Origin of the sequence: Bartonella sp. OC68QHHN (genome assembly GCF_042193875.1) — a bacterium.
Lineage (GTDB): Bacteria > Pseudomonadota > Alphaproteobacteria > Rhizobiales > Rhizobiaceae > Bartonella > Bartonella grahamii_A.
In genome coordinates this window covers 1-22,651 of the sequence record NZ_JBHIME010000024.1, presented here as the reverse complement: position 1 = coordinate 22,651, position 22,651 = coordinate 1, and the positions used below count along the sequence as shown (strand labels likewise).

General features: G+C 38.9%; 21 protein-coding genes, 2 tRNA genes and 6 pseudogenes. 9 read left to right on the top strand and 20 right to left on the bottom strand.

Annotation, left to right across the window (positions count from 1 at the left end):
* The 4 genes and pseudogenes from ACFIJ0_RS05235 to rpsL all read right to left on the bottom strand — a co-directional run.
* Positions 1–81, bottom strand: a pseudogene (locus ACFIJ0_RS05235) (elongation factor Tu); the annotation flags it as partial.
* 62 nt (positions 82–143) lie between these two features.
* Positions 144–2,228, bottom strand: coding sequence for an elongation factor G (gene fusA / locus ACFIJ0_RS05230; RefSeq protein ID WP_375644144.1), 2,085 nt, complete (start codon positions 2,226–2,228; stop codon positions 144–146).
* A gap of 24 nt (positions 2,229–2,252) precedes the next feature.
* Complete coding sequence (gene rpsG / locus ACFIJ0_RS05225) at positions 2,253–2,723, bottom strand: 30S ribosomal protein S7 (protein ID WP_375623794.1); 471 nt, start codon at positions 2,721–2,723, stop codon at positions 2,253–2,255.
* Positions 2,724–2,741: 18 nt separating this feature from the next.
* Entirely contained in the window at positions 2,742–3,113 is a 372-nt protein-coding gene (rpsL, locus tag ACFIJ0_RS05220) for a 30S ribosomal protein S12 (RefSeq protein WP_005773262.1), read from the bottom strand.
* 520 nt (positions 3,114–3,633) lie between these two features.
* Here rpsL and xth point away from each other — a divergent pair.
* The 5 genes from xth (at position 3,634) to ACFIJ0_RS05195 (ending at position 7,814) form a co-directional block, all read left to right on the top strand.
* Positions 3,634–4,416, top strand: coding sequence for an exodeoxyribonuclease III (gene xth, locus ACFIJ0_RS05215; RefSeq protein WP_375623792.1), 783 nt, complete (start codon positions 3,634–3,636; stop codon positions 4,414–4,416).
* A 121-nt stretch (positions 4,417–4,537) separates the two neighbouring features.
* Complete coding sequence (locus tag ACFIJ0_RS05210; protein WP_375623790.1) at positions 4,538–5,443, top strand: transporter substrate-binding domain-containing protein; 906 nt, start codon at positions 4,538–4,540, stop codon at positions 5,441–5,443.
* Positions 5,444–5,584: 141 nt separating this feature from the next.
* The gene (locus ACFIJ0_RS05205) at positions 5,585–6,337 is read left to right on the top strand and encodes an amino acid ABC transporter permease (RefSeq protein WP_375623788.1); all 753 of its coding nucleotides are present in this window, start codon (positions 5,585–5,587) and stop codon (positions 6,335–6,337) included.
* A gap of 2 nt (positions 6,338–6,339) precedes the next feature.
* Positions 6,340–7,056, top strand: a complete 717-nt coding sequence (locus tag ACFIJ0_RS05200; protein ID WP_375623786.1) for an amino acid ABC transporter permease — start codon at positions 6,340–6,342, stop codon at positions 7,054–7,056.
* A gap of 11 nt (positions 7,057–7,067) precedes the next feature.
* The gene (locus ACFIJ0_RS05195; protein WP_375619591.1) at positions 7,068–7,814 is read left to right on the top strand and encodes an amino acid ABC transporter ATP-binding protein; all 747 of its coding nucleotides are present in this window, start codon (positions 7,068–7,070) and stop codon (positions 7,812–7,814) included.
* A 100-nt stretch (positions 7,815–7,914) separates the two neighbouring features.
* Here ACFIJ0_RS05195 and ACFIJ0_RS05190 read toward each other — a convergent pair whose 3' ends face one another.
* The 6 genes from ACFIJ0_RS05190 to ACFIJ0_RS05165 all read right to left on the bottom strand — a co-directional run bounded on the left by ACFIJ0_RS05190 (position 7,915) and on the right by ACFIJ0_RS05165 (position 15,864).
* Complete coding sequence (locus ACFIJ0_RS05190; protein WP_375644142.1) at positions 7,915–8,706, bottom strand: tetratricopeptide repeat protein; 792 nt, start codon at positions 8,704–8,706, stop codon at positions 7,915–7,917.
* Between the two features lie 1,141 nt (positions 8,707–9,847).
* Entirely contained in the window at positions 9,848–12,571 is a 2,724-nt protein-coding gene (locus ACFIJ0_RS05185; RefSeq protein ID WP_375623782.1) for a valine--tRNA ligase, read from the bottom strand.
* A gap of 149 nt (positions 12,572–12,720) precedes the next feature.
* The gene (locus ACFIJ0_RS05180; RefSeq protein ID WP_375623780.1) at positions 12,721–13,287 is read right to left on the bottom strand and encodes a DUF2497 domain-containing protein; all 567 of its coding nucleotides are present in this window, start codon (positions 13,285–13,287) and stop codon (positions 12,721–12,723) included.
* Positions 13,288–13,535: 248 nt separating this feature from the next.
* Positions 13,536–14,786: a TolC family outer membrane protein gene (locus ACFIJ0_RS05175; RefSeq protein WP_375623778.1), complete on the bottom strand. Its 1,251-nt coding sequence runs from the start codon at positions 14,784–14,786 to the stop codon at positions 13,536–13,538.
* Positions 14,787–14,894: 108 nt separating this feature from the next.
* Positions 14,895–15,569, bottom strand: a complete 675-nt coding sequence (locus tag ACFIJ0_RS05170; protein ID WP_375623776.1) for a protein-L-isoaspartate O-methyltransferase — start codon at positions 15,567–15,569, stop codon at positions 14,895–14,897.
* Between the two features lie 221 nt (positions 15,570–15,790).
* Positions 15,791–15,864, bottom strand: a tRNA-Cys gene (locus tag ACFIJ0_RS05165).
* A 185-nt stretch (positions 15,865–16,049) separates the two neighbouring features.
* Between ACFIJ0_RS05165 and ACFIJ0_RS05160 the strand changes: the two genes are divergently transcribed.
* A tRNA-Asn gene (locus ACFIJ0_RS05160) sits at positions 16,050–16,124 on the top strand.
* A gap of 89 nt (positions 16,125–16,213) precedes the next feature.
* Here the strand turns inward: ACFIJ0_RS05160 and ACFIJ0_RS05155 are convergent.
* Positions 16,214–16,588 carry a helix-turn-helix domain-containing protein gene (locus ACFIJ0_RS05155; RefSeq protein ID WP_375623774.1) on the bottom strand — a complete coding sequence of 125 codons (375 nt, stop codon included), beginning with the start codon at positions 16,586–16,588 and terminating at the stop codon, positions 16,214–16,216.
* Between the two features lie 262 nt (positions 16,589–16,850).
* On the opposite strand from ACFIJ0_RS05155, the gene ACFIJ0_RS05150 reads away from it, so the two are divergent.
* Positions 16,851–17,051 carry a type II toxin-antitoxin system RelB/DinJ family antitoxin gene (locus ACFIJ0_RS05150; protein WP_375623772.1) on the top strand — a complete coding sequence of 67 codons (201 nt, stop codon included), beginning with the start codon at positions 16,851–16,853 and terminating at the stop codon, positions 17,049–17,051.
* A 1-nt stretch (position 17,052) separates the two neighbouring features.
* A pseudogene (locus ACFIJ0_RS05145) lies at positions 17,053–17,325 on the top strand (type II toxin-antitoxin system YafQ family toxin).
* 23 nt (positions 17,326–17,348) lie between these two features.
* On the opposite strand, the gene ACFIJ0_RS05140 reads toward ACFIJ0_RS05145, so the two are convergent.
* The 7 genes and pseudogenes from ACFIJ0_RS05140 to ACFIJ0_RS05110 form a co-directional block, all read right to left on the bottom strand.
* Positions 17,349–17,579 (bottom strand): hypothetical protein, encoded by a 231-nt coding sequence (locus tag ACFIJ0_RS05140; RefSeq protein ID WP_375623770.1) that lies wholly within the window; start codon positions 17,577–17,579, stop codon positions 17,349–17,351.
* A 116-nt stretch (positions 17,580–17,695) separates the two neighbouring features.
* A complete protein-coding gene (locus ACFIJ0_RS05135; protein WP_375623768.1) occupies positions 17,696–17,923 on the bottom strand; it encodes a hypothetical protein in 228 nt (75 codons plus the stop codon).
* Positions 17,920–18,582: a lysozyme gene (locus tag ACFIJ0_RS05130; protein ID WP_375623766.1), complete on the bottom strand. Its 663-nt coding sequence runs from the start codon at positions 18,580–18,582 to the stop codon at positions 17,920–17,922. The genes ACFIJ0_RS05135 and ACFIJ0_RS05130 overlap by 4 nt, the downstream gene beginning before the upstream one ends.
* A gap of 62 nt (positions 18,583–18,644) precedes the next feature.
* Positions 18,645–18,972, bottom strand: a pseudogene (locus ACFIJ0_RS05125) (hypothetical protein).
* A gap of 9 nt (positions 18,973–18,981) precedes the next feature.
* Complete coding sequence (locus tag ACFIJ0_RS05120; protein WP_375644141.1) at positions 18,982–20,814, bottom strand: alanine-zipper protein; 1,833 nt, start codon at positions 20,812–20,814, stop codon at positions 18,982–18,984.
* 21 nt (positions 20,815–20,835) lie between these two features.
* Positions 20,836–21,069, bottom strand: a complete 234-nt coding sequence (locus ACFIJ0_RS05115; protein ID WP_375623762.1) for a hypothetical protein — start codon at positions 21,067–21,069, stop codon at positions 20,836–20,838.
* A gap of 9 nt (positions 21,070–21,078) precedes the next feature.
* Positions 21,079–21,276: pseudogene (locus ACFIJ0_RS05110) on the bottom strand (phage tail protein); the annotation flags it as partial.
* Between the two features lie 178 nt (positions 21,277–21,454).
* On the opposite strand from ACFIJ0_RS05110, the pseudogene ACFIJ0_RS05105 reads away from it, so the two are divergent.
* Positions 21,455–21,976: pseudogene (locus ACFIJ0_RS05105) on the top strand (integrase arm-type DNA-binding domain-containing protein); the annotation flags it as partial.
* Here the strand turns inward: ACFIJ0_RS05105 and ACFIJ0_RS05100 are convergent.
* Both ACFIJ0_RS05100 and ACFIJ0_RS05095 read right to left on the bottom strand, forming a co-directional pair.
* On the bottom strand, positions 21,969–22,382 hold the full coding sequence (locus ACFIJ0_RS05100; protein ID WP_375644140.1) for a hypothetical protein: 414 nt from the start codon (positions 22,380–22,382) through the stop codon (positions 21,969–21,971). The pseudogene ACFIJ0_RS05105 and the gene ACFIJ0_RS05100 overlap by 8 nt on opposite strands.
* Positions 22,379–22,651, bottom strand: a pseudogene (locus ACFIJ0_RS05095) (hypothetical protein); the annotation flags it as partial. The pseudogene ACFIJ0_RS05095 and the gene ACFIJ0_RS05100, both read right to left, overlap by 4 nt.

Here is a 22,651-nt window from a genome sequence, read left to right as displayed (position 1 = left end):
CGAGGTCTTCCCATGATCAACGTGACCAATCGTACCAATATTAACATGCGGTTTTGTTCGTTCAAACTTGCTCTTCGCCATCTGAGCTCTCCATTTTCCGTCCAAGCCAAGGACTAAGTTAAAAATTAATTACCAACCTGAAATTACGCATATTTCTTTTGAATCTCCAAAGCAACAGCCGAAGGTACAGGCTCGTAATGATCAAACTGCATTGTATACTGCGCACGCCCCTGACTCATAGAGCGAAGGGTATTCACATAACCAAACATATTTGCCAAAGGAACCATTGCATTCACAACCGTTGCAATACCCCGTGCTTCAGTTCCCGAAATCTGTCCCCTACGAGAATTGAGATCACCAATAACATCACCGACATAATCATCTGGTGTAACAACTTCCACCTTCATAATAGGTTCAAGAAGCTGCGCACCAGCCTTCTTTGCTCCATCACGAAAAGCTGCACGAGCAGCAATTTCAAAAGCCAAAACCGAAGAATCAACATCGTGATAGCCACCATCAATAAGTGTCGCTTTTACACCAAGCATAGGAAAGCCTGCAAGAGGACCCGATCCCATAACACTTTCAATCCCTTTTTGGACGCCGGGAATATATTCTTTAGGAACAGCACCACCAACAATCTTTGACTCAAAAATAAAATCATCACCATCATGAGGCTCAAAAACAATTTTTACACGAGCAAATTGACCGGCACCACCCGATTGTTTCTTATGCGTATAATCAATTTCTGCCATTTTAGTAATTGACTCACGATAAGCAACTTGAGGCTGCCCAACATTTGCTTCAACCTTAAACTCACGCCGCATACGGTCAACAATAATATCAAGATGAAGCTCACCCATTCCAGCTATAATAGTCTGACCAGATTCCTCATCCGATTTAACACGAAATGAAGGATCTTCGGCTGCTAGACGATTAAGAGCAATACCCATTTTTTCTTGATCTGCTTTTGTTTTCGGTTCAATTGCAATCTCAATAACAGGCTCTGGAAATTCCATCCTCTCCAAAATAACAGCCTTCAAAGGATCACAAAGAGTATCACCTGTTGTCGTCTCCTTAAGTCCTGCAAGAGCAACAATATCACCAGCAAATGCTTCTTCAATATCCTCACGAGAATTTGAATGCATTTGAAGCATACGCCCCAAACGCTCTTTTTTCTTTTTCACGGTATTCTCAAGAGAAATACCTTTCTGAACTTTACCTGAGTAAATACGACAGAACGTCAACGAACCAACAAAAGGATCATTCATAATTTTAAAAGCAAGCATAGATAGTGGAGCATCATCTGAAGATTCGCGTGTCGTCTCAGACTCAGTTTTCACATCAATACCACTAATTGCCGGAACATCAACTGGAGAAGGAAGATAAGAAACAACAGCATCCAAAAGCGGCTGAATTCCCTTGTTTTTAAAAGCCGTACCACAAAGAACCGGATGAAACTGAACTTCTACTGTCCCTCTACGAATGAGAGAAACAAGCTGCTCGTTGGTTGGCATAACACCCTCCAAATAAGCCTCTGTCGCAGCTTCATCAATCTCCACAGCCATCTCAATCAATTTCTCGCGATATTCTTCAGCTTTCTCCTTTAAATCAGGGGGAATTTCACTTATCACCGCCGAGGCACCAATAGAACCATCCCACTTCAAAGCTTTCATTTCCACAAGATCAACAACACCTTCAAAGTCATTTTCAGCACCAATTGGCAATTGCAAAACAAGCGCCTTAGCCCCTAACCGCGAGCCAACCATTTCTACACTACGATAAAAATCAGCACCGATCTTGTCCATTTTATTAACAAAAACCATACGTGGTACACGATATTTCTCAGCTTGCCGCCAAACAGTTTCCGTCTGAGGCTCCACACCAGCATTTGCATCCAACAAGGCTATTGCACCATCAAGAACACGCAAAGAGCGCTCAACTTCAATTGTAAAATCAACGTGCCCTGGCGTATCAATAATATTAAAGCGACGCTTCCGACCATCACTCCCTTCCCAAAACGTCGTTGTCGCAGCAGACGTAATCGTAATACCGCGCTCCTGCTCCTGCTCCATCCAATCCATCGTAGAAGCACCATCATGAGTCTCGCCAATTTTATGATTCTTACCGGTATAAAACAGAATACGCTCAGTCATCGTAGTCTTACCAGCATCAATATGCGCCATAATACCAAAATTACGATAATCTTCAATTTTATATTCGCGAGCCATTATATTTGCCTTAGTTAAAAACTTCTACCAGCGATAATGAGAAAAAGCACGATTAGCTTCAGCCATACGATGAACATCTTCACGCTTTTTTACGGCAGAACCGCGATTATTAGCCGCATCCATCAATTCACCAGACAAACGCTCAATCATCGTCGTTTCATTTCGACCACGTGCCGCAGCAATCAACCAACGAATAGCAAGAGCCTGACGACGATCAGGACGAACATCAATCGGAACCTGATAAGTAGCACCACCAACACGGCGTGAGCGAACCTCAATATGAGGAGCAACATTCTCTAAGGCCCGATGAAATAGAGCCACAGGATCTGCTTTTACTCTTTTTTCTACAGAATCGAGCGCACCATAAACAATACGCTCTGCAACTGATTTTTTACCATCAAACATAATGGCATTCATAAATTTCATAATAACCAAATCACCAAACTTAGGATCTGGATTAATTTCACGCTTTTCTGCTCTATGACGACGGGACATCGGCTTTGTCTCTCAATATTATTTTGGACGCTTTGCGCCATACTTTGAACGACGCTGTTTACGATTCTTAACACCCTGCGTATCAAGCAAACCACGAATAATGTGATAACGAACTCCTGGCAAATCTTTCACACGACCACCACGAATCATCACAACAGAGTGCTCTTGAAGATTATGCCCCTCTCCAGGAATATAACCAATCACCTCAAATCCATTTGTCAAACGAATCTTAGCAACTTTACGAAGAGCAGAATTAGGTTTCTTCGGTGTTGTTGTATAAACACGCGTACAAACACCACGCTTCTGTGGATTCGACTGCAGAGCAGGAACCTTATTACGTTTAACTGGCGCTACACGCGGCTTACGAATCAATTGGTTTACGGTAGGCATGCAACCTTCCTCTTTTCGATCTACATTCGTCTCACCCAATCGGGCTTTTCTATTTTCATTTCTATCCACTCCAACAGAATCGGAACAGATATCTAAGTTTACACACAAAATCGGGCACACCTGCAAAAAACAGTTTACCCGACCACAAGCAGAGAAGGCAATAGCCTTTTGCACTAGCATTTGCTTTTAATCTTCTTAACACCTGTGAATAATCTTCCAGTTCATATCCAAAACACCTGGTCACATCCACATCGGTTATATCCATCTCTAATAGCGAGAACACTTACATTCGTCAAGAACTAAACAGCAGAAAGTTTTTAAAAATGAAAATAAATTAAATTTTAAAACTTTAAATTTGCTTTTACCGCTACTCTTGATAAATCAATTTACCATAGTAATATCCTCTATAAATAAAAGAGGCAGCGATGCGACTGTAATAACAAAGCGATGTAACTGTAATAAAACATGAATGCAGTAAATTAAATTGAATTGCATATTTGATATCTAATTGATAAGCGCCATGAAAATAGCAACGTGGAATATTGCCGGAATAAAAGCACGACATGAAACATTATGCCAATGGCTACAGCAAAGCCAGCCGGACATAGTCTGTTTACAGGAAATTAAAAGCATTGATGAAAATTTTCCACGCGATGCAATTGAAAATTTAGGTTACCATATAGAAACACACGGACAAAAAAGTTTTAATGGTGTTGCGATTCTCTCTAAAAAAACACCGGATGAAGTGATCCGTCGATTACCAGGAAATGATAATGATGAACAAACACGTTACATTGAAACTGTTTATTCAACAAACAAAGGTGTTATTCGTGTTGCATCTCTCTATTTGCCAAATGGGAATCCTATTGAGAGTGAAAAGTATTCCTATAAAATAGAATGGATGAAAAGATTATATACACATGCAAAATCATTGCTTGCGTATGAAGAACCTCTTATTCTAGCGGGTGATTATAATGTCATCCCCGCTCCATTAGATGCAAAAAAACCTCAAGAATGGTATCAAGATGCCTTATTTCTTCAAGAAACAAGAAAAATGTTTCAACGTATTCTTAATTTAGGTCTTTACGATGCTATCCGGAATGTCACCGATACTCCCTCCTTCAGTTTTTGGGATTTTCAGGCGGGTGCTTGGCCTAAAAATAATGGGATTCGCATTGATCATTTATTATTATCACCAGAAGCTGTTGATCAACTTATTTGCGCTCATAGTCAAACAGAAGTAAGGGGATATCAAAAACCATCCGACCACGTTCCTGTTTGGATTCACCTTAATACCAATTAAGAAAGTACAGCCCCCATTTGAAACAACAAAAAAATTCCACCCAAAAATAATAACTATGCTACACCATGTAAACAGTATATCTTAAACAACTAAAGTAAAGATAAATGAATGGAGGACATAAATGAAGAAATCATTGTTAATGTTTATTGCAGCAACAGCCATTGGATTCACAAGTGTCGTGCATGCTGAACATGATACTCTTGAAAAAATAAAACGAACAGGGGAAATTACTTTAGGTGTCCGTGAATCATCTGGTTTAGCCTACGCCCTTGGTAATAATAAATATGTAGGTTTTCATACAGAAATGGCAGAACGTATCATTGATGATATCTCAAAAAAAATTGGTAAACCAATTAAAATTCATTATCTTCCCATCACTTCTCAAAATAGAATTCCTCTCTTAAAAAATAAAACCTATGATTTTGAGTGCGGATCAACAACAAATGATATTGCCCGCAGTAAAGAAGCAGCATTTGCTTATACGACATACATTGAAGAGGTTCGGATTGCTGTAAAGAAAAACTCTAACATTAAATCTCTTGACGATTTAAATGGAAAAACAGTTGCAACGACCACCGGTACAACATCTGTTCAACTTATTCGTAAAAACAAACGTGCAAAAAACATTCAGTTTAAAGTTTTAAAAGGAAAAGATCACGGAGATAGTTTTTTATTATTAGAATCTGGTAAGGCAGATGCTTTTGTCATGGACGCTTCAATTCTTGCTGGACATATTGCTAAATCAAAGAATCCATCTGATTATGTCATTCTTGATACTGTACTTTCAGTCGAGCCTATCGCCTGTATGCTCAGATTAAATGACAAAAAATTTGAACAAACAATCAACGATAGTATCGTACATCAGATTAAAGATGAATCACTTGAAAAGCTTTATAATAAGTGGTTTATGAAACCGATCCCACCTGCTAACACTGTTATGAACCTTCCCTTGTCAAAACAAACAAGATATGCTTGGGATCATCCAAATAATAAGCCTCGAGAAAGCTACACAGAAAAAGATTTATAGAATTTAATAAAAAAGAACCACACTCTTTAAAAATTGAGTGTGGTTTATATTTTAATTCACTTTTTAATAAATTTCGCCTATGTAGATGCGCTTAGTTTATTGTCCTATTTGTGAATGACTAATTTGAGGGAATATCAATTAATGGACTTTTCTTTCCTTTGTCGAGATGACCTTACTCAAACACTGGTAACAGGATGCCTAGGAACTTCCGGCGCGAGTCATACCTATTTAGATACACTTCTCGATGGCTTAAAAAATACGGTTATATTGTCTATCACTTCACTTATCTTAGCTGTATTATGTGGTGTTATTATAGGCACAATGCGCACTTTACCCAAAACATCGATAATCAATTATATATTTCGTACTATCGGTACTATTTGGGTAGAAATTATGCGTAATATTCCCCTCCTTGTACAAGTATTTTTGTGGTATTTTGTTGTTCCTAAGATTTATCCACCAGCGATGAAATTTTCCCCCATTCTCTTAATAACATGCGCATTGGGATTCTTTACATCTGCACGCATTGCAGAACAGGTTCGTTCAGGCATTGAAGCGATTCCTTCTGGACAACGCTATGCTGCTATGGCAATGGGGTTTACAACTTATCAAAGTTATCGCTATATTATACTACCACGTGCTATACGTACAATTATGCCACCTCTTACTTCAGAAGCAATGGGGATTGTAAAAAATTCGTCTATAGCATTCGCCGTTTCAATAAATGAGCTCATGCAATTTCAATACCAAGCAATTGAAGAGGTAAGCCATGTTTACGAAAACTATTTGCTTGTTACGATTCTTTATATTCTAATAGCCTTATTCGTATTCATTGTGATGACAGTCATTGAACAAATACTCAAAATTCCTAATTTTCAAACAAAGGGAAATTGAATATGATGAATTTCATAAGCTCTCAGTTTGGACTTTATTTTCCTTTCAATTTTTCCGACTTTGATTTTTCCTTTTTTACCTTTGATGTATTTCGTTCTTACATTTTATCAGGTTTACTCTTTAGCGTTTTTCTAACTCTTTTTGCAACGGTATTGGGGTTTGTTTTCGGCACCCTTTTAGCAATGATGCGCCTTTCTTCCATAAAACTTCTGTCTTGGTTTGCAATCGTTTACATAACCGCTATGCGTTCAATACCACTTGTGATGGTTATCTTATGGTTTTTCGTGCTTTTGCCTTTTTTAACCGGTACATCCATCGGTGCAAATAAATCAGCACTCATTACCTTTACCGCATTTGAAACGGCTTATTTTGCAGAAATTATGCGTGCTGGCATAAATTCAGTTTCGCAAGGACAAAAATATGCAGGGCAAGCTCTTGGAATGACATATTGGCAAAGTATGTATATTGTCATTCTTCCTCAAGCCTTTAGAGATATGCTTCCAGTCTTTTTAACACAAGTTATTATCCTTTTTCAGGATACAACCCTTGTTTATGCCATCAGTGGTAACAGTCTTCTAAATGGTTTTGATATTGCTGCTAATAATTTTGGTGTAAAGCAAGAATCTTATATCTTAGCAGCTATTTTCTATTTTGTTATCTGTTTTACACTGTCACAAATAGTTTTGTATTTACAAAAAAAAATATCCATTATTCGCTAATAGGAAAAAAAATGTCTACTCATATGATCGAAATAAAAAATGTTTCCAACTGGTATGGCGAAATTAAAGTCCTTAAAAACTGTACAACCAACATTAATAAAGGAGAAGTGGTTGTCGTTTGTGGTCCATCAGGATCAGGAAAGTCAACACTCATTAAAACTATTAACGCTCTCGTCCCTTTTCAAAAAGGTGAAATTTGGATTAATGGAATACCAGTTCATTCAAAACAAACGAATCTGCCTAAATTGCGAAGTCAGGTGGGAATGGTATTTCAACATTTTGAGCTTTTTCCCCATTTATCTGTCACAGAAAATTTGACAATTGCACAAATAAAAGTCCTGAAACGAAGCAAAAAAGAAGCACTTGAACGTGGATTGTTGTATCTTGAACGCGTTGGGCTAATTGAACACAAAGATAAATATCCTGGTCAACTTTCTGGAGGGCAACAACAACGTGTTGCTATTGCACGTGCCTTAACTATGGATCCACTTGTCATGCTTTTTGATGAACCAACATCTGCTCTAGATCCTGAAATGGTAGGTGAAGTACTTGATGTCATGATTAGCTTAGCAGAAGAAGGTATGACGATGATTTGTGTAACTCATGAAATGGGATTTGCACAAAAAGTCTCGGAGCGTGTTATTTTCATAGATCAAGGAACAATTCTTGAAGACTGTTCATCTAAAGAGTTCTTTTCTGACCCGCAAGCAAGAACACCGAGAACGCAAGAATTTTTGTCTAAAATCCTAAGTCATTAACCGTTATACTAGCACAAAAGCTATCTCTACTGTAAACCTAGACACAAGACAATAGAGTTTAATAACGGATGAGAGAATGTAAAATATTACAATCAGATGTTTAAAAACTGTTATTTTTTAAAATATCAGCAACCAGTGAAATTGCTGTACGTCTCTCAAATTCATTACAAAGAGCAAAAGCCTGTTCTTGCAAAGGTCGAATCCAATTTCTGTCTTTTACGTTAGCTTTTTCATAGGCAGCAGCTAACATTGCCGCCCCACGGACAATTTTTCCTTCTTGAAGCAGCATATTTCCAAGCATTGCTTGGGCAGAAGGATTTCCTTTTTTTGCTGAAAGTTGAAACCATCGTGCTGCTTGTATAAGATTCTTCTCCCTTCCCTCTCCCTTTAAAAATATTTTTCCTAAATGATACTGAGCTTTAGGATTTCCATAGTTTACCGCAGCCTGCATATAAAGATGAGCAGCATAAGAAGGATCAGGTTTCACAGGTGATTGAGGAATGCCTTTTTTTATATATCCCGCAAGTTTAACCAATGCATCAGAAACATAACTTTCATCCTCTGAACCAAGATCAGCTCCTTTTTCAACAATATATGCAAAAAAATGATATGCCTTATAATCATTTTTAGGAACACCATCACCGTTTGCATAGATAGAGCCAAGTTTCCAATTCGCACCAATATGGCCTCTCTTAGCCGCACAACGTAATGCTGCAATAGCCTGATTTATATGCCCATTTTTATAAGCAGACATGCCACGTTTTAAAAAATAAAACGAACCATCATTCGCTTCTTGCAAGCTATTGACATCTATTGCATAAACAGTCAAAAAAAATCCTCCTAAAATCACAACAATCGCGGCTTTTTTCCATATCTGAAATCTATTAACCATTTTCCCCCCTATCTCAATTTTAATGATTATATCTGTTACAAATTTCTTTGCAGATATTTAAACTCTTTTTCTTAGTAAGAAGCATACGCGATTTTAAAGTAAAAATTTAAAAAAAAAGACAAATAAATAAAAACCATCCAAAATATTCGATAAAATTAAATATCCATTTTTATATACAAAAAATTGATTTTTAAATATAAATCATCATTCTATATTTTGTAACACCTCCTTTAACACTCTAGGATTTATTGATCTTAAAATTTTATACGTATGAGTAAAAATCGTTCAATAAAATAACGTGCATTAAACAGCAACTTGAGAACGAAAAGAATACATGATGAATGGTAAGCGTTTAAGTATAAAAAACAATACGAAAGATAGATAAATATAATGATGATAGTTAACTTATAACTTCACGACTGCCTTACCACCTTAAAGATGAAATTTCTTTCACCGTCAATCTATAAACAATACAGCTTTTTGTTTAACGGATTCCACCGAACACCATTTCACATGGAGTTCCTTCATACTTTACACACAAGCCCTACCTCAGAATACTCACCTCTACATACAACAAAAATACCACATGTGTAATTTTACATGCCTTATATTGCTGCTCTAAATAATGATGTTTTACAGCAATAAGTCAATATATTGATTTATAATGATAATTTTCCTTTTTTGCATATTAAATGAGTCCCTCGAATATCGTAAGATTCTCTCATTCCAAACCTGTTCCAGATTGAATGAATCAAAACCATCTGCTTGCACATTACAAGCAGAGAGAGCCATGTGGATAAAAATTCTGTTTAAGAAAGAAATAAAAATACCTCTTATGAACGGTCTTAAGTGCCAAGGGCTGTCCGGATTGGTCAGAATGGCGCCCTGCCGCTTGTTACTTCACAAGCGTAAAGAAGGGAAGCTCAATGAATGTACCATTGTACCATTCATGATCTCCGTCATCAAATAGGCTTGGGTGCCTTAAAAGACGTTTCTTTAATAATAAACATAAAACAATGGATTTCAGTAGAGATTTTATGGTCGTTCATGAAAAACTAATAAAAGAGAAAAATTCCTTTAAAGGAGATCTATACCAGCTCTAATGGTATGAAATCATCCATCAAAAAATAAAAAGTTGAAATCAATCCAACCGTTCTAAAGCAACAAATATCTTCTTCTGCGCTGCACGCAGTTCTACAACCCTGTTCCGTTCACGCTCAACAATTTCTGCTTTTGCATTTGCTATAAATTTGGGGTTGTTTAATTTAAGCGATATTTTTTCAATATCTTGTTCAATTTTACTGACATCCTTCCTCAAACGAACGCGTTCAGCCTCCAAATCAATCAACTGTCCTAATGGTAAACAAAAAACAGCCTCTCCCAAAATCATTTGTGCCGATACTTTCGGAACTTTATCAGAGAAATCAATAACTTCAATACGCGCTAATTTTTTAAGAAGTGCATCATAACGCTTCACACGCTCTCGCGTTACTTCCCCTCCTTCGACAACAACAAGAGGTGCTTGTGTAGCCACTGGAATATTCATTTCAAAACGTACAGACCGAATCCCTGTAACGACATCAATAAGCCAATTAATATCATCAGCAGCTTCTTCATCTATCAATGTTTCCTCTGGCCATTTTGTCAATGCGAGCATATCCTCACGCTTGATGGCTTGCGTTTCTGTAAGAGACCACAGCTCTTCCGTCATATGAGGCATAAAAGGATGAAGAAGTTTATAAACTTCATCTAAAACCCAAGCAGTACAAGCTTGAGCCTCATTTTTAGCATCTTCATTTTCCCCCTGAAAAATAGGTTTGAGAAGCTCCAAATACCAATCACATAATGTATTCCAAATGAAGCGGTAAAGTGTGGCAGCTGACTCATTAAATTTATAGTGTTCAATACCAGTCGTCACTGCTGAAATCGTTTTAGATAACTCTGTTAAAATCCAACGATTAAGCGCCAGTTTTGCTTGGTCTGGCTTAAAAGTTGGATCATGCTTCACACCATTCATCTGTGCAAATCGGGTAGCATTCCACAATTTCGTAGCAAAATTACGATAACCAGCAATACGAGAAGCGTCAAGTTTTACATCACGACCTTGTGCTGCCATAATAGCTAAAGTAAACCGAAGTGCATCAGCACTATATTGATCAATAAGCTCTAAGGGATCAATAATATTTCCCTTTGATTTTGACATCTTTGCACCCTTTTGATCCCGAACAAGAGCGTGCACATAAACCGTTGGGAAAGGAACGTCACCCATAAAGTGAAGTCCCATCATCATCATACGAGCAACCCAGAAAAAAATAATATCAAATCCTGTCACGGATAAAGATGTTGGATAAAAAGTAGATAATTCAGTCGTTTTATTTGGCCATCCTAATGTTGAAAAAGGCCAAAGAGCTGATGAAAACCAAGTATCTAAAACATCCGGATCACGGATTAATTCAACAACCTCACCATAATGAGCAAAAGCTGAATCTAAAGCCTCTTTTTCATTTTTTTCAACAAAAACCATTCCATCAGGACCATACCAAGCAGGAATCTGATGTCCCCACCATAATTGGCGAGAAATGCACCAAGGTTGAATATTTTTCATCCAATTAAAGTAAGTCTTTTTCCAGTTATCGGGAACGAACTGTGTTTTTCCTTGTTGAACAGCCTCTATCGCTGGCTTTGCTAATTCAGCAGCACGAACATACCATTGATCTGTCAAAAAAGGTTCAATAGGGACACCACTGCGATCTCCATGAGGAACCATATGGGTATGATCATCAACAGAAGCTAAATATCCCTGTTCTTCCATCAAAGAAACAATCTTCTGGCGCGCAACAAAACGATCAGATTTATCGAGGTTTTCTACTAACATTTTTAATTCATCTGATAAAATCAAACCCTCGAAAAATGCTTCATTTTCACGGAGAAAAATCTCAGCTTTTTGGGTAAAAATATTGATCAAGCGTAAATGATTACGCTGTCCTACTTCAAAGTCATTAAAGTCATGAGCTGGTGTGATTTTTACAGCACCACTTCCAGCTTCAGGATCAGCATGCGTATCACCAAGAATTAATAACCTACGACCAACAAGCGGCAAAAGAGCATTTTTGCCGATAAGATTTTTATAACGCTTATCTTCAGGATGAACGGCAATTCCTGTATCACCAAGCATTGTTTCTGGTCGTGTTGTCGCCACTGTTATAAAAGTTGTCGCATCATTTGGATCAAAAATTTTACCCTCAAGTGGATATCTAAAGTGCCACAAATGTCCTTGAACTTCTTTTTGCTCAACTTCAAGATCTGAAATAGCTGTCAACAATTTAGGATCCCAATTGACAAGGCGCTTATCCCTATATATCAACCCTTGCTTATAAAGCGTGACAAAGACTTCGCGAACTGCCTGCGACAACCCCTCATCCATTGTAAACCGCTCACGCGACCAATCACATGAAACCCCAAGGCGACGCAACTGGTTTGCAATAACGCCTCCAGTTTCATAACGCCATTCCCAAATACGCTCAATAAACTTTTCTCTCCCCATTTCTTGACGCGTTGGCTCTTGGCATTCTGAAAGTTGACGCTCTACAACCATTTGTGTAGCAATCCCAGCATGATCCATACCAGGCTGCCACAACACATTTCTGCCACGCATCCGCTGAAATCTAACTATTATATCTTGAATTGTCGTATTGAGCGCATGCCCCATATGAAGTGAGCCCGTAACATTAGGAGGTGGAAGCATAACGCAAAAAGGTTCTGCACCGCTTTTAGAACCAGCTCCCGCTTTAAAAGCCCCACGAGTCTCCCATCTCTTTGCAACCCGTTGCTCTATAGAGGCAGCATCATAGTTTTTTTCTAACATTCTATCCATCCATAACGCCGCTGAAAAACACAATATATGATCAAACCCTGATCATAATCCAGTAAATCTCAGCCATTCACTAGAGAGCTCGCAAAATCGCAAACAAAATTCTCATAAAATGAAAAACATAAAAATAATGTAAAAAATAATTAAGATGATTTTTTAATCGCTTTCACAATCTCTTCACGCAAAATATCTTCCAGCAAAATAGGCAATCTAGACTGTAACCATTCTGCTATAGCCGGACGCAACACATCCTTTGCAATCTTTTCTGCAGAAGAAATACAATATGCAGACAATTCCACATGACCATCTCCTCCAGCTTCTGACTGTGATTTCCTTATCTCATCTTCATATTCTTCTGCTTTATAAACAGAATTCCGTTCTCCAGAAGAAAGCTTCATCTTTTGCATATCCATACCAACTCTATTATTTTCTGCCTCTATATCCCCTTTCTCTTGCGTTATCTTCCCTCCTTGATTTTCAGAAGAAAGACCAATACGATCAGCTAAAGCTTTCATAGCATCATCAACCGATAAGGTTGTATCATCAATACCCTCTGATGCAACTTCTGAACGACCTTCCGAAGCATTCACTGCAACATCTTCATTTAAAAAGTGATCAGATTGAACCGCATTTTCTTCGATTATTTCACGAATAGATGTTAAAATTTCATCCATACTTGGCTCACGTAACACGCTTGAACTCTGTACCATACTTTACAACCTTTCAAAGACGCAACAACAAATAGAATCATATTTTCAGTGTATGCAAAAGAATCATAAGATCAACATGCCACCTGCGATATTTTCAAATATGCTTGTCATAAAGAGGGCGCTACACACAATTTTCTACACTTATAAAAATAACATCTCACCGCTCTATTTTTAAACATATTCAACTATTGATTTACTAATCTTTTAAAAACTAAAATAATTTAAGATTAAAGAGATACTTTTACGCATTATCGGATATATTTAATTGTTTTTAAACCTAAATAACTTGCAGTCAATTTACCAATAGAAGATTGAACACTATAGCTCGCCACAACAGCATTACGCTCCGCCATTGCAAGCGCAATCTGAGCGTTAATCAATTGAGTACGAGAATTTAAAACATCCAGCGTCGTTGCTTGCCCTACGCGATTTTCTTGAACACGACCTTTCAGAGCAATTTCAGCAGCACGAACACTTTCACGGTAAGCAATAACAGATGAGCGTGCACCCTCCAACTGAAACCACGCAGAAGTAAGTGCTTGCCTCGTATTACTATGCGCCAAATCGAGTTGAAGCTGCGCCTGTCCAAGCTGTTCCCTTGATTGGCGAATTTGCGCAGACGTACGCCCTCCTTCAAAGATTGGGACACTTACTGACAATCCTATTGATTTAGAAACTCCATCCTCTCCAGCACCGCTGTAAATTCGATTATAAGATGCTGTTGCAGAAAAATCAACTTTAGGGAGCAATGCCCCTTCTTTCGCCTTTACATTGTAAACACTCGCATCGACTAAATATTTAGCATAAAGGATTGCTGGATGCATCACAACGCTCATTTGGTAAGCCATATCAAGATTGACGGGAAAATCTTTGGCTACGGGAGGGCGTTTTAACTTTTTAGGATCAGAACCAATAACTTGTCGATACACTGCCTCTGCTGCTTTTACATCAGCACGAGCAAGACTCAGCTCTGAAACCGCCACGGAACGTGCAGCTTGAGCTTGAGCAAGATCAACATGCCCTCCTTCACCCACATCAAATTTTGCTTTATTGGAACGAACTTGTTCTTCAAGAGCTGCCAAATTTTCTCTCCGAAGATCGGCAACACGACGTGCGTGATAGACATTAGCATAAGCAGTCACTGTCTCTAGAAACGTATTTTGTTCAACATTACGAAGATATTCACGCTGAGCCTGCAACTTAACTTGAGCTGAAGAAAAGATATTTTGCGTGATAAAACCATCAAATAACCTTTGATTTAATCTCACGCCTATAGATCCAGAAGTGATATAAGGACTTGTAAAAGACTTATTCCGCCCATAGTTCCCAACCCCCTCAACTTGTGGCAATAACCCTGATCGCGCAATGACAACATCATCACTGGATATACGCACAGCTGCACGTTCACTATTCAACTTAGCATTATGTTTATAAGCCTTAGAAAAGGCTTCCATCAATGTTTCAGCACAAACAGTCTCTGATAGTAAAATACTCAACACCAGTAATAAACACGCCTGAAACTTCTTGTTTATTCTAAACACAATACACACAATAACAAACCCCAAATAAATTACAAAACTATCTTTTATTCACAAAACAAACAAGCACTAAAATACAAAACCAGGTGTTTTAAAAAAACAAGGAAGAGGCTTTACAGCGAGGTTAAAAGCACGACATGCCGAAATGATTCCGTCTTCTTTTATATAGATTTGTGCAACAGCAGCATTTCCATACCCTTCAACCACAACAAGACGTCCACAATCTTTCATTTGATCAAAAATACCTTGTGGAATAAAATCAACAGATCCCTCAATGAAAATCACATCATAAGGTCCCTCAACGGCATATCCTTGCTCTAATGGACCATGAATGACAACCACATTATCACATTGATTACGTTCTAAAGCTTCAAGAGCACGTTCAAAAAGAGATTTATTACTTTCCAACGCAATCACAGACCCTGCAAGTTTTGCAAGCAACGCTGCACAATAACCACTATTTGCACCAATATCTAAAACAACATCTGATGATTTTACAGCGGCAAGCTGTAGTAATTTCGCTAGAGATGCAGGTTTCATCAAATAGCGTGCAGGAACCCCATCTGACACTGGACATAGAACAATATCGGTATCAAGATAACTCAATATTTTCATATCTTCCGATACAAAATCTTCACGAGATACCGTTAAAAACGCTTCAAGAACTGATAAATCCGTTACATCGACTGTACGAATTTGATTGTCAACCATTTTGCGACGAAGCTCAGCAAAGTCTACAACCATAACGAATATTTTCTCCTAACCTACAAAAAACAAATAAAACAGCGACAATGAGGGATAAAGATCTCTTAAACTATGGGTGTTACGAAAAAGGATGCTACAGTCAACAATGAGATTTTAACTGTATGATCTTCTTATAAAAAAGTGTCTTCACAACTATAAAGGGAAATAATCTATTTTCCTATACCTCATCTCCCCTAAAAGCCGTTTCATTTAAAATCGGCTGGAGGCCTCGCCCGGAATCGAACCGGGATACAAGGATTTGCAGTCCTCTGCGTAACCATTCCGCCACGAGGCCTCATCAACAAACATAAAGGTTTCAATAAGGGAAGGCAATGCATCCGTCAAGGTGTAGAAATCTTCTCTCGCCTTTTTTTCTCTTATTACACAATTTATCATATTTTTTTTTAAAAAAGTAATTTTATCCTTTGCAAATCAGTATTGCTTTGCTATAGCCTTTTTAACTAAATGATTGGGCGCCATTCCCCGGTAGCTCAGCGGTAGAGCAACCGGCTGTTAACCGGTTGGTCGCTGGTTCGAATCCGGCCCGGGGAGCCACATTCTTTTTTATCCAAAATAATTTATTGATTTTCCATATGTTTTTTAAAATGAGGGATGCGTAGATAAAAGTTAGGGAATAGGATTTTCTAACATTTCTCTATAAAGCACGCTTCGTACAATGTTTCTAATGTTTCTTTGAAGTCTGCTAACGCTTCTTGATGTAAGCCATCTAAAAGTCTCATAAACGCAACAACAGTTTCACGTTGCAACGAAGTAGAGGGCTTTATTATGATGCTTTTTCGACAAGAATAGGCTTCTTTTTTTAAGAGATAAGCCATAGCTTTATCTAAACCATAAAGCTCTATGATCTTTTCCTCCAGTCCTACAGGAACAGACTTTTTGCCAATTTCTACAGATGATAAAAATCCTACAGATATATCTAATTTTTTAGCCATATCTAAAAGGCGTTCTGAATGATCAACCCGAAGTTTACGTAAAATTTTACCAAAAGATGTAACCATATAAAAAGTCCTATTAGAGAAGAAATATTTTCTTCTGATTCTAACAAATCTTTTTAAGATTTTCCTCAATTATTGCGAATCAAGAGTTCTTTTCGAGGTATTTTTAGCAAAACCAGAGATCCAAAGTGTTCTCACTTATAAAAAGTTGGCTTAGAGCTACAATGTAGCTACTTTATAATAAAGGTTAATGAATGGAAAATTTACCATGAAAGCTGACTCTATCGTTCGCGCCCGTATCCCTACTGAAACGAAAAAATAAGCAATGATCACCCTAGAGCGTATGGGTTTAAGTGCTTCAGATCTCATCCGTATGACATTTTTGCGTGTAGCTGAAGAAGGCCGCTTACCTTTCGATATCAAAGTACCCAATAACGCCACACGTAAAGCTATAAAGGAATTAGATGAAGGTAAAGGTGAGACATTTAAAAACGCTGATGCCCTTTTTAAGGACTTAGGCATTTAATATGCTGATACCTGTTCGCTCAGGACAATTTAAGCGTGACGTGCGCAAGGCTGAAAAACGCGGTAAAAATATGAATAAGCTGCGTATATTATTGAGTCTACTAATTGAAGAAAAACCATTACCTAGACATTACTGTGATCATCCACTAAAGGGTGATTGGGCGGAGTGTCATGATAGTCATATTGAACCAGATTAGTTGCTTATTTATAGAATAGAAGGAGATAAATTATATCTTATTCGTACAGGAACTCACTCCGACCTTTTCAAAGAATAATTATATGAAAAACTAAAAGTACACTAACTTTTTGTTATCCACTTTTTGAGGTGTGAGAAGCTATTCTCTAGGGCGTCCACGAAACGGGAAAAATCTATTACAAACATAAAGAGAATGAAGGCAATCCATTTCATGATGCGTGACATCATCTTTAAGCCTTGATAGGTCTCTATCATCTCGAGAAGGAGCTGTTGTTCTGTTTCTGTAAGACCTTTATCTTTGGTGCTTCGTTTCTTGACCATCTTTCCAACCACATAAATGGGCTCCCTGCTTGTTATGCTTCAAAATATCTCTTGCAAGGTTGGAACTGATGACCCCAACATCCTTATTATCCAAATAAATGGGCAACCAACCACCACAAGAAACAGACCTATTTGCCGCGCACCCAACGAGAAAGTTCAGTGCGCACACCAGCATCACTTTTTCGATTAACTTCATTTTCAACCTCAAGCCGTGTTGTTGCTGTCTTTAAAGCTTTCTCTGTTTGCTTTTGCCGTTCGCTTTGCTTGCCAAGGTGAAACGCCTTGGCTAAAGCCATAAAAAAAACGGCTAAAGCCGCTGTAAACATAAGAGAATATTTCTTTAGCCAGAAAATCATAAGCGTTGCTCCCGAAACCGCTTGGCGACAATCACTATGCCCGTTACAGCCGCTAAAACCATTATGCCTGCTAATGCCCATTGGATTGGTCCATTGCCTGCTAACAAGCCTCCAAAACCAGAACAAGACCCTATAATCGGGGCAAGTGCTTCTACCTTGAAAAGACCTGTTGCCGTTTTCGTTTCTACCCTTTGATAATTTGAAGAAACATAAGACCCTTTTACCCATAATCCTGCTTCTGCTGCTCGACGGTTGGCTAAACCAGCAAGAGGCTTCCCACCCACCTTATTCCATTTCTGTAATTCAACAGGTACGGCTTCATAATCGCCTTGATTAAGCTTCTTCAACAATGTTGACTTGCAAAAAGCAGCTTTTCCTACATTATAGCAAAACGAGACCAATGCCGCGAATTGGCAATCCGTTAACGAAACCGTGACCGATTCCTCTACCGTCTGCTCGAATTGCTTTAAGTCTTCACAAAGGATTTCTTCTGCTTGCTTTTGGCTAATACACATGCCCCCTTTGACAAGGGGATGACCCGCATTACTGGTGTGACCATAACCAATCGTCCAAACACATGCCGTGTCTCTATAAGCCTCTAAACGCAATCCTTCCCATTGTTTGATAAGTTCTAATCCTTCTTTCGATATCTTTCTCATCTGAAGCTCCATAAAAAAGCCCCACAAAAGTGAGGCGGGATAAAAATGTTTTCTTATGATCTCTATTGACTATGTTCTTTGATCAGTTGCTCGACTTCTTCAACACGAAAGCCAAGTTGAAAGAGCGGCGCATATTCGCTTTCCTGTAATTCATACTGACAACGCTTTTCTACAAAATCACCATTTGAATCAAACGGCATGGTTGTTGATACAAATCTTATGCGTGTCATCTTCAATCCCCTCTTCTCCTTCACTTAGCTCCTTGACTAAAACCCAATAAAAACGCATTGCTAAAAGATGCTCTAGTCTTCTTACTGTTTCAGCCTTATCAAAGGCAAGCATATTCATATAATCTTCTTTGCTATTTAAATGCTCTGGATAATCTATCATCTACCCCTCCTAAACAAAATGCCGTGGATGACTACATCCACGGGCGCTAGCCGATTCATAAATGGCATTCCGTATAATGACTGCACGCAGATGTGGAGTGATATTCGTAGTATCTAACCAGTCTCCACCAGCCAACAATGCATACATATCTTTTTTAAGCTGTACATTTGGTGAGGTTCCAGTTACTGTTTGCATGAAACACACATCTCTCACAAATTGCCAAACATAACCGCAACCATCTTCACAACCAATATGCGAAATCATCCGTCTATTCTGCGTGTTCTTATGACCTCCAGAGTGTTTCGGAGAAGGTGCTTTTTTGCCTTGAATTCCACCACCTTCATTGCTTCCATACATCGCAGAGGTAAATTCTGTATTATTGAGCAAAGCCTTCTTAACACGCAACATATCGGATATGTGATCTGTTTGTAGACGGTTCGTCGTAATAGGAACATTATACGCCGAGCGGGTATTTTCTCCTGTGCCTGACTGAAGATAAATATCAACCCAAAGATCTGTAGAGGGGTCATAAACCATCCCTTCGGGTGAACTATGCGGGCGGTGATTCAAACACCAAACAGAATTGGGTAAAATATCCCCTGCTCTATAACCAGACAATGGGTGACCGGAAATCGTACCAACATCCGCACAGAGCGTATGAAACCCTCCTATCTTTTCAGAATTATCCTCTGTATAGCCATCAGGAGCCGTCGGATTTTGCAAAATTTCATAGGATATCTCATTCGTCTGATCTTTTAGGATGAGATATATATAATAATCCTTTCCTGCTTCAAGATCTTCTTCAAAAGACATCCTTCCACGCCCTGGAACGCGGTAAAAGAGGTACCTATCCCCATTCTCACCACCATGATAAAAGCGAAAACATGCCCCTTCATTGATCACAAGACCTTTTCTATTTTGCGGATCGGCTTCTAGAATTCTGTAAGGCTGATCAAAACGCACATCCTCTAAAAAATAAGTGTAAAGAGAACCTACCTTACCTTGAAGTTCAGAAAGATTGTCACTGCTGCTCTGTGCCTTCTCTTGAACTTCTGTCAATGCACTCTTCGCTTCTTCCGCTGTTGTCTTCGCAGTCTCGGCTGCTTCCTTGGCTTCTACAACCAAGGGTTCTACCTTATCTGTCTTAGCCTGTGCTGCTTCACAAACCTTCTTGGCTTCTTCTGCTATCGATTTCGCACGACTTGCCTCTTGTTGGGCTTCTTCTGATAAACTTTTTGCACTCAACGCGGTTTGGCTTGCCTGATCACTCGTGGATTTTGCTTCATTGGCTATTGTTTCTAAGCCTTCTGCTTTAGATTTTGCATCGCTAGCCTCTCTTAGTGCTTGATCTACTTTCTCTGTTACACTCCCTGCTGCACTTTTCGCTGTTTCCGCCAAACCCTTTGCTTCTGAAGCTGTTTGCGAGGCTTGTTCCACCCCTGTTTTCGCCTCTTCTGCCATTTGCTTCGCGGCATCAGATGCACTCTTGGCTTCTTCTGCTAATCCCTTGGCTGTATCCGCTGCATCTTTTGCAAGATTAGCGGTTGTCGTTGCTGCTGTAACCGCTTCACCCGTTTTCGTCACCTCTGTAAGCGCTTGATCAGAAACCCTTTTCGATTCTTCTGCAATCTGTTGCGCACTATTTGCGCGCGCCATGGCTTTTTCCGACTCTTGCCTTACATTAACAACTTGTTCTAACGGTGCAAAGGTTTCATACGAATACAAAGATGCCGTCCCTAAAACCTTAGGAACAACAACGCTATCTTGCGAAGTACCTTCTCTGATTTCCTCTTTCGTCGCGACAGGTATCAGATACTCATGACTATGATCAGGTATCTTCATCTGCTTTCGTCCTCACATCATTCAGAGTACTTCGTCTAATGAACACTCTTTCAAATCTTCAAACTCTTCTCTTAATGCCTCTAAGCGCTTCTCTAAATCTTTCACAGATCCATCAAACTCCGTTTTCAAAGCGGCTTTCAGTAAATCAAAAACGCCATTAAGCGGCGCATGGATAAAACCTCCCCCCGAATACAAAACGACCCGTACTTGAGACGGGTCGCTAAGCTCTGATATCGCAAACGGCTTTAACAACATTTCAACTCCTCATGTCTTGATCCCATAAATTACACTCACATTAACGGGGCGCGTTTCAACCCCACCAACCCTCTCTGCCATAAGGTGATGTTCATGATGCGCTCTGTCATTCAGCCCTTCTGTTATAGGCGTTGAATAATATAAAAAATTAGCAAAGGGGCTCCTGATAAACCAAGGTAAGCGAGACGGCTTGTCTTTTTCTGTAAACCTACAACACACTGATTTATAATCATAATTCACTTTTTTGTATGTTAAATGAGAGTCTCTCATAACGTAAGATTCTCTCATTTCAAATCTGTTTATGTTGCATCAATCAAAACCACTTGCTTGCACATCACAAGCGGGGCTGATGTGTGGGTAAAAATTGTACAAGAAAGGAGTAAAAATGGTTCTTATGAATCGTCTTAATGCAAGAGCTGTCGCAACACCCACGAGCTGGTNATGGATTTACCGTTATACCCTTCACGGACGCCGTCGTGAAATGGGCTTGGGTGCCTTGAGAGATGTTTCTTTAAAACAAGCTCGTGAATTGGCAAACCAATGGCGTTCTATTTTGCACGAGGGTCGTGACCCCATTAAAGAACGCAATAAACAAAAGCGTGAGACAATGCGTAATCTCCATTATTTAAAAGATATTGCTCTAGATGCTTTTGAAAGCCGTAAAGCTGAATTAAAAAATGATGGTGAGGCTTGTAATTGGTTTTAACATCTACGCCTCCATATTCTCCCTAAATTAGGCTGTCTGCCCGTTTCAGAGACTACACAAACAGAGATACGCAATACACTTGCCCCTATTTGGCATACAAAAGCTGGAACTGCTCGAACAGCACTAATGCGTCTTAATCTTTGTCTCAAACATGCGGCTGCCTTAGGATTGGATGTTGATTTACAAGCAAGACTTAAGGCTGGCATTTGCGGCTATTTTTATATTTTTTACAAAACGGGCTGTTCAAGCGCTTTTCGACACTTCGCTGTGGTATGACAGCGCCTGGACGACAAATCGGAAGGTTTTTCTCTTTAAAAGTATAACACCACCCTCCTGCTATCGAAAGTTCCTCATGTTTATAGCGGAATCCTGCTTGAACCATGCAAGCATCAACTGTTGCTTTAGCATTAATACTCTGCTGTTGGTTTTCTGGATCGATATCATAAGGCGTTGGCATACCACATTCTAACAATGCTTTTCCTATCTCCGTAAAATCTGCACCAGGTTTCTCCCACATACTCAGAGCCCCTGGAGAAGGCTTATCAATGTTACATCCAGCTACACTAACCAAAACTATTCCGCTTAATAATTTCAAGATTTGTTTCATTTTTTCCTCCCTGAATATTTTGAATAAATTGGCGTACGATTAGGTAAACCATAGAACTTTGTACAAGCATCACTTGGATGTCCATAACAAGCATGAACACTTGGGTAGCCCTTAAATATTTGCCTTCTCTCTTTCCAAGGACCACTTCCAGGAGGTATTTGCTCAAAGGTATAAGGATTTTTGCCAATCTTTGTACCCACAAAATCATATTTATGATTTTCCAAGTTTACGTAATCCTGCTTTCCATCACTTAAGATATATAACGTATC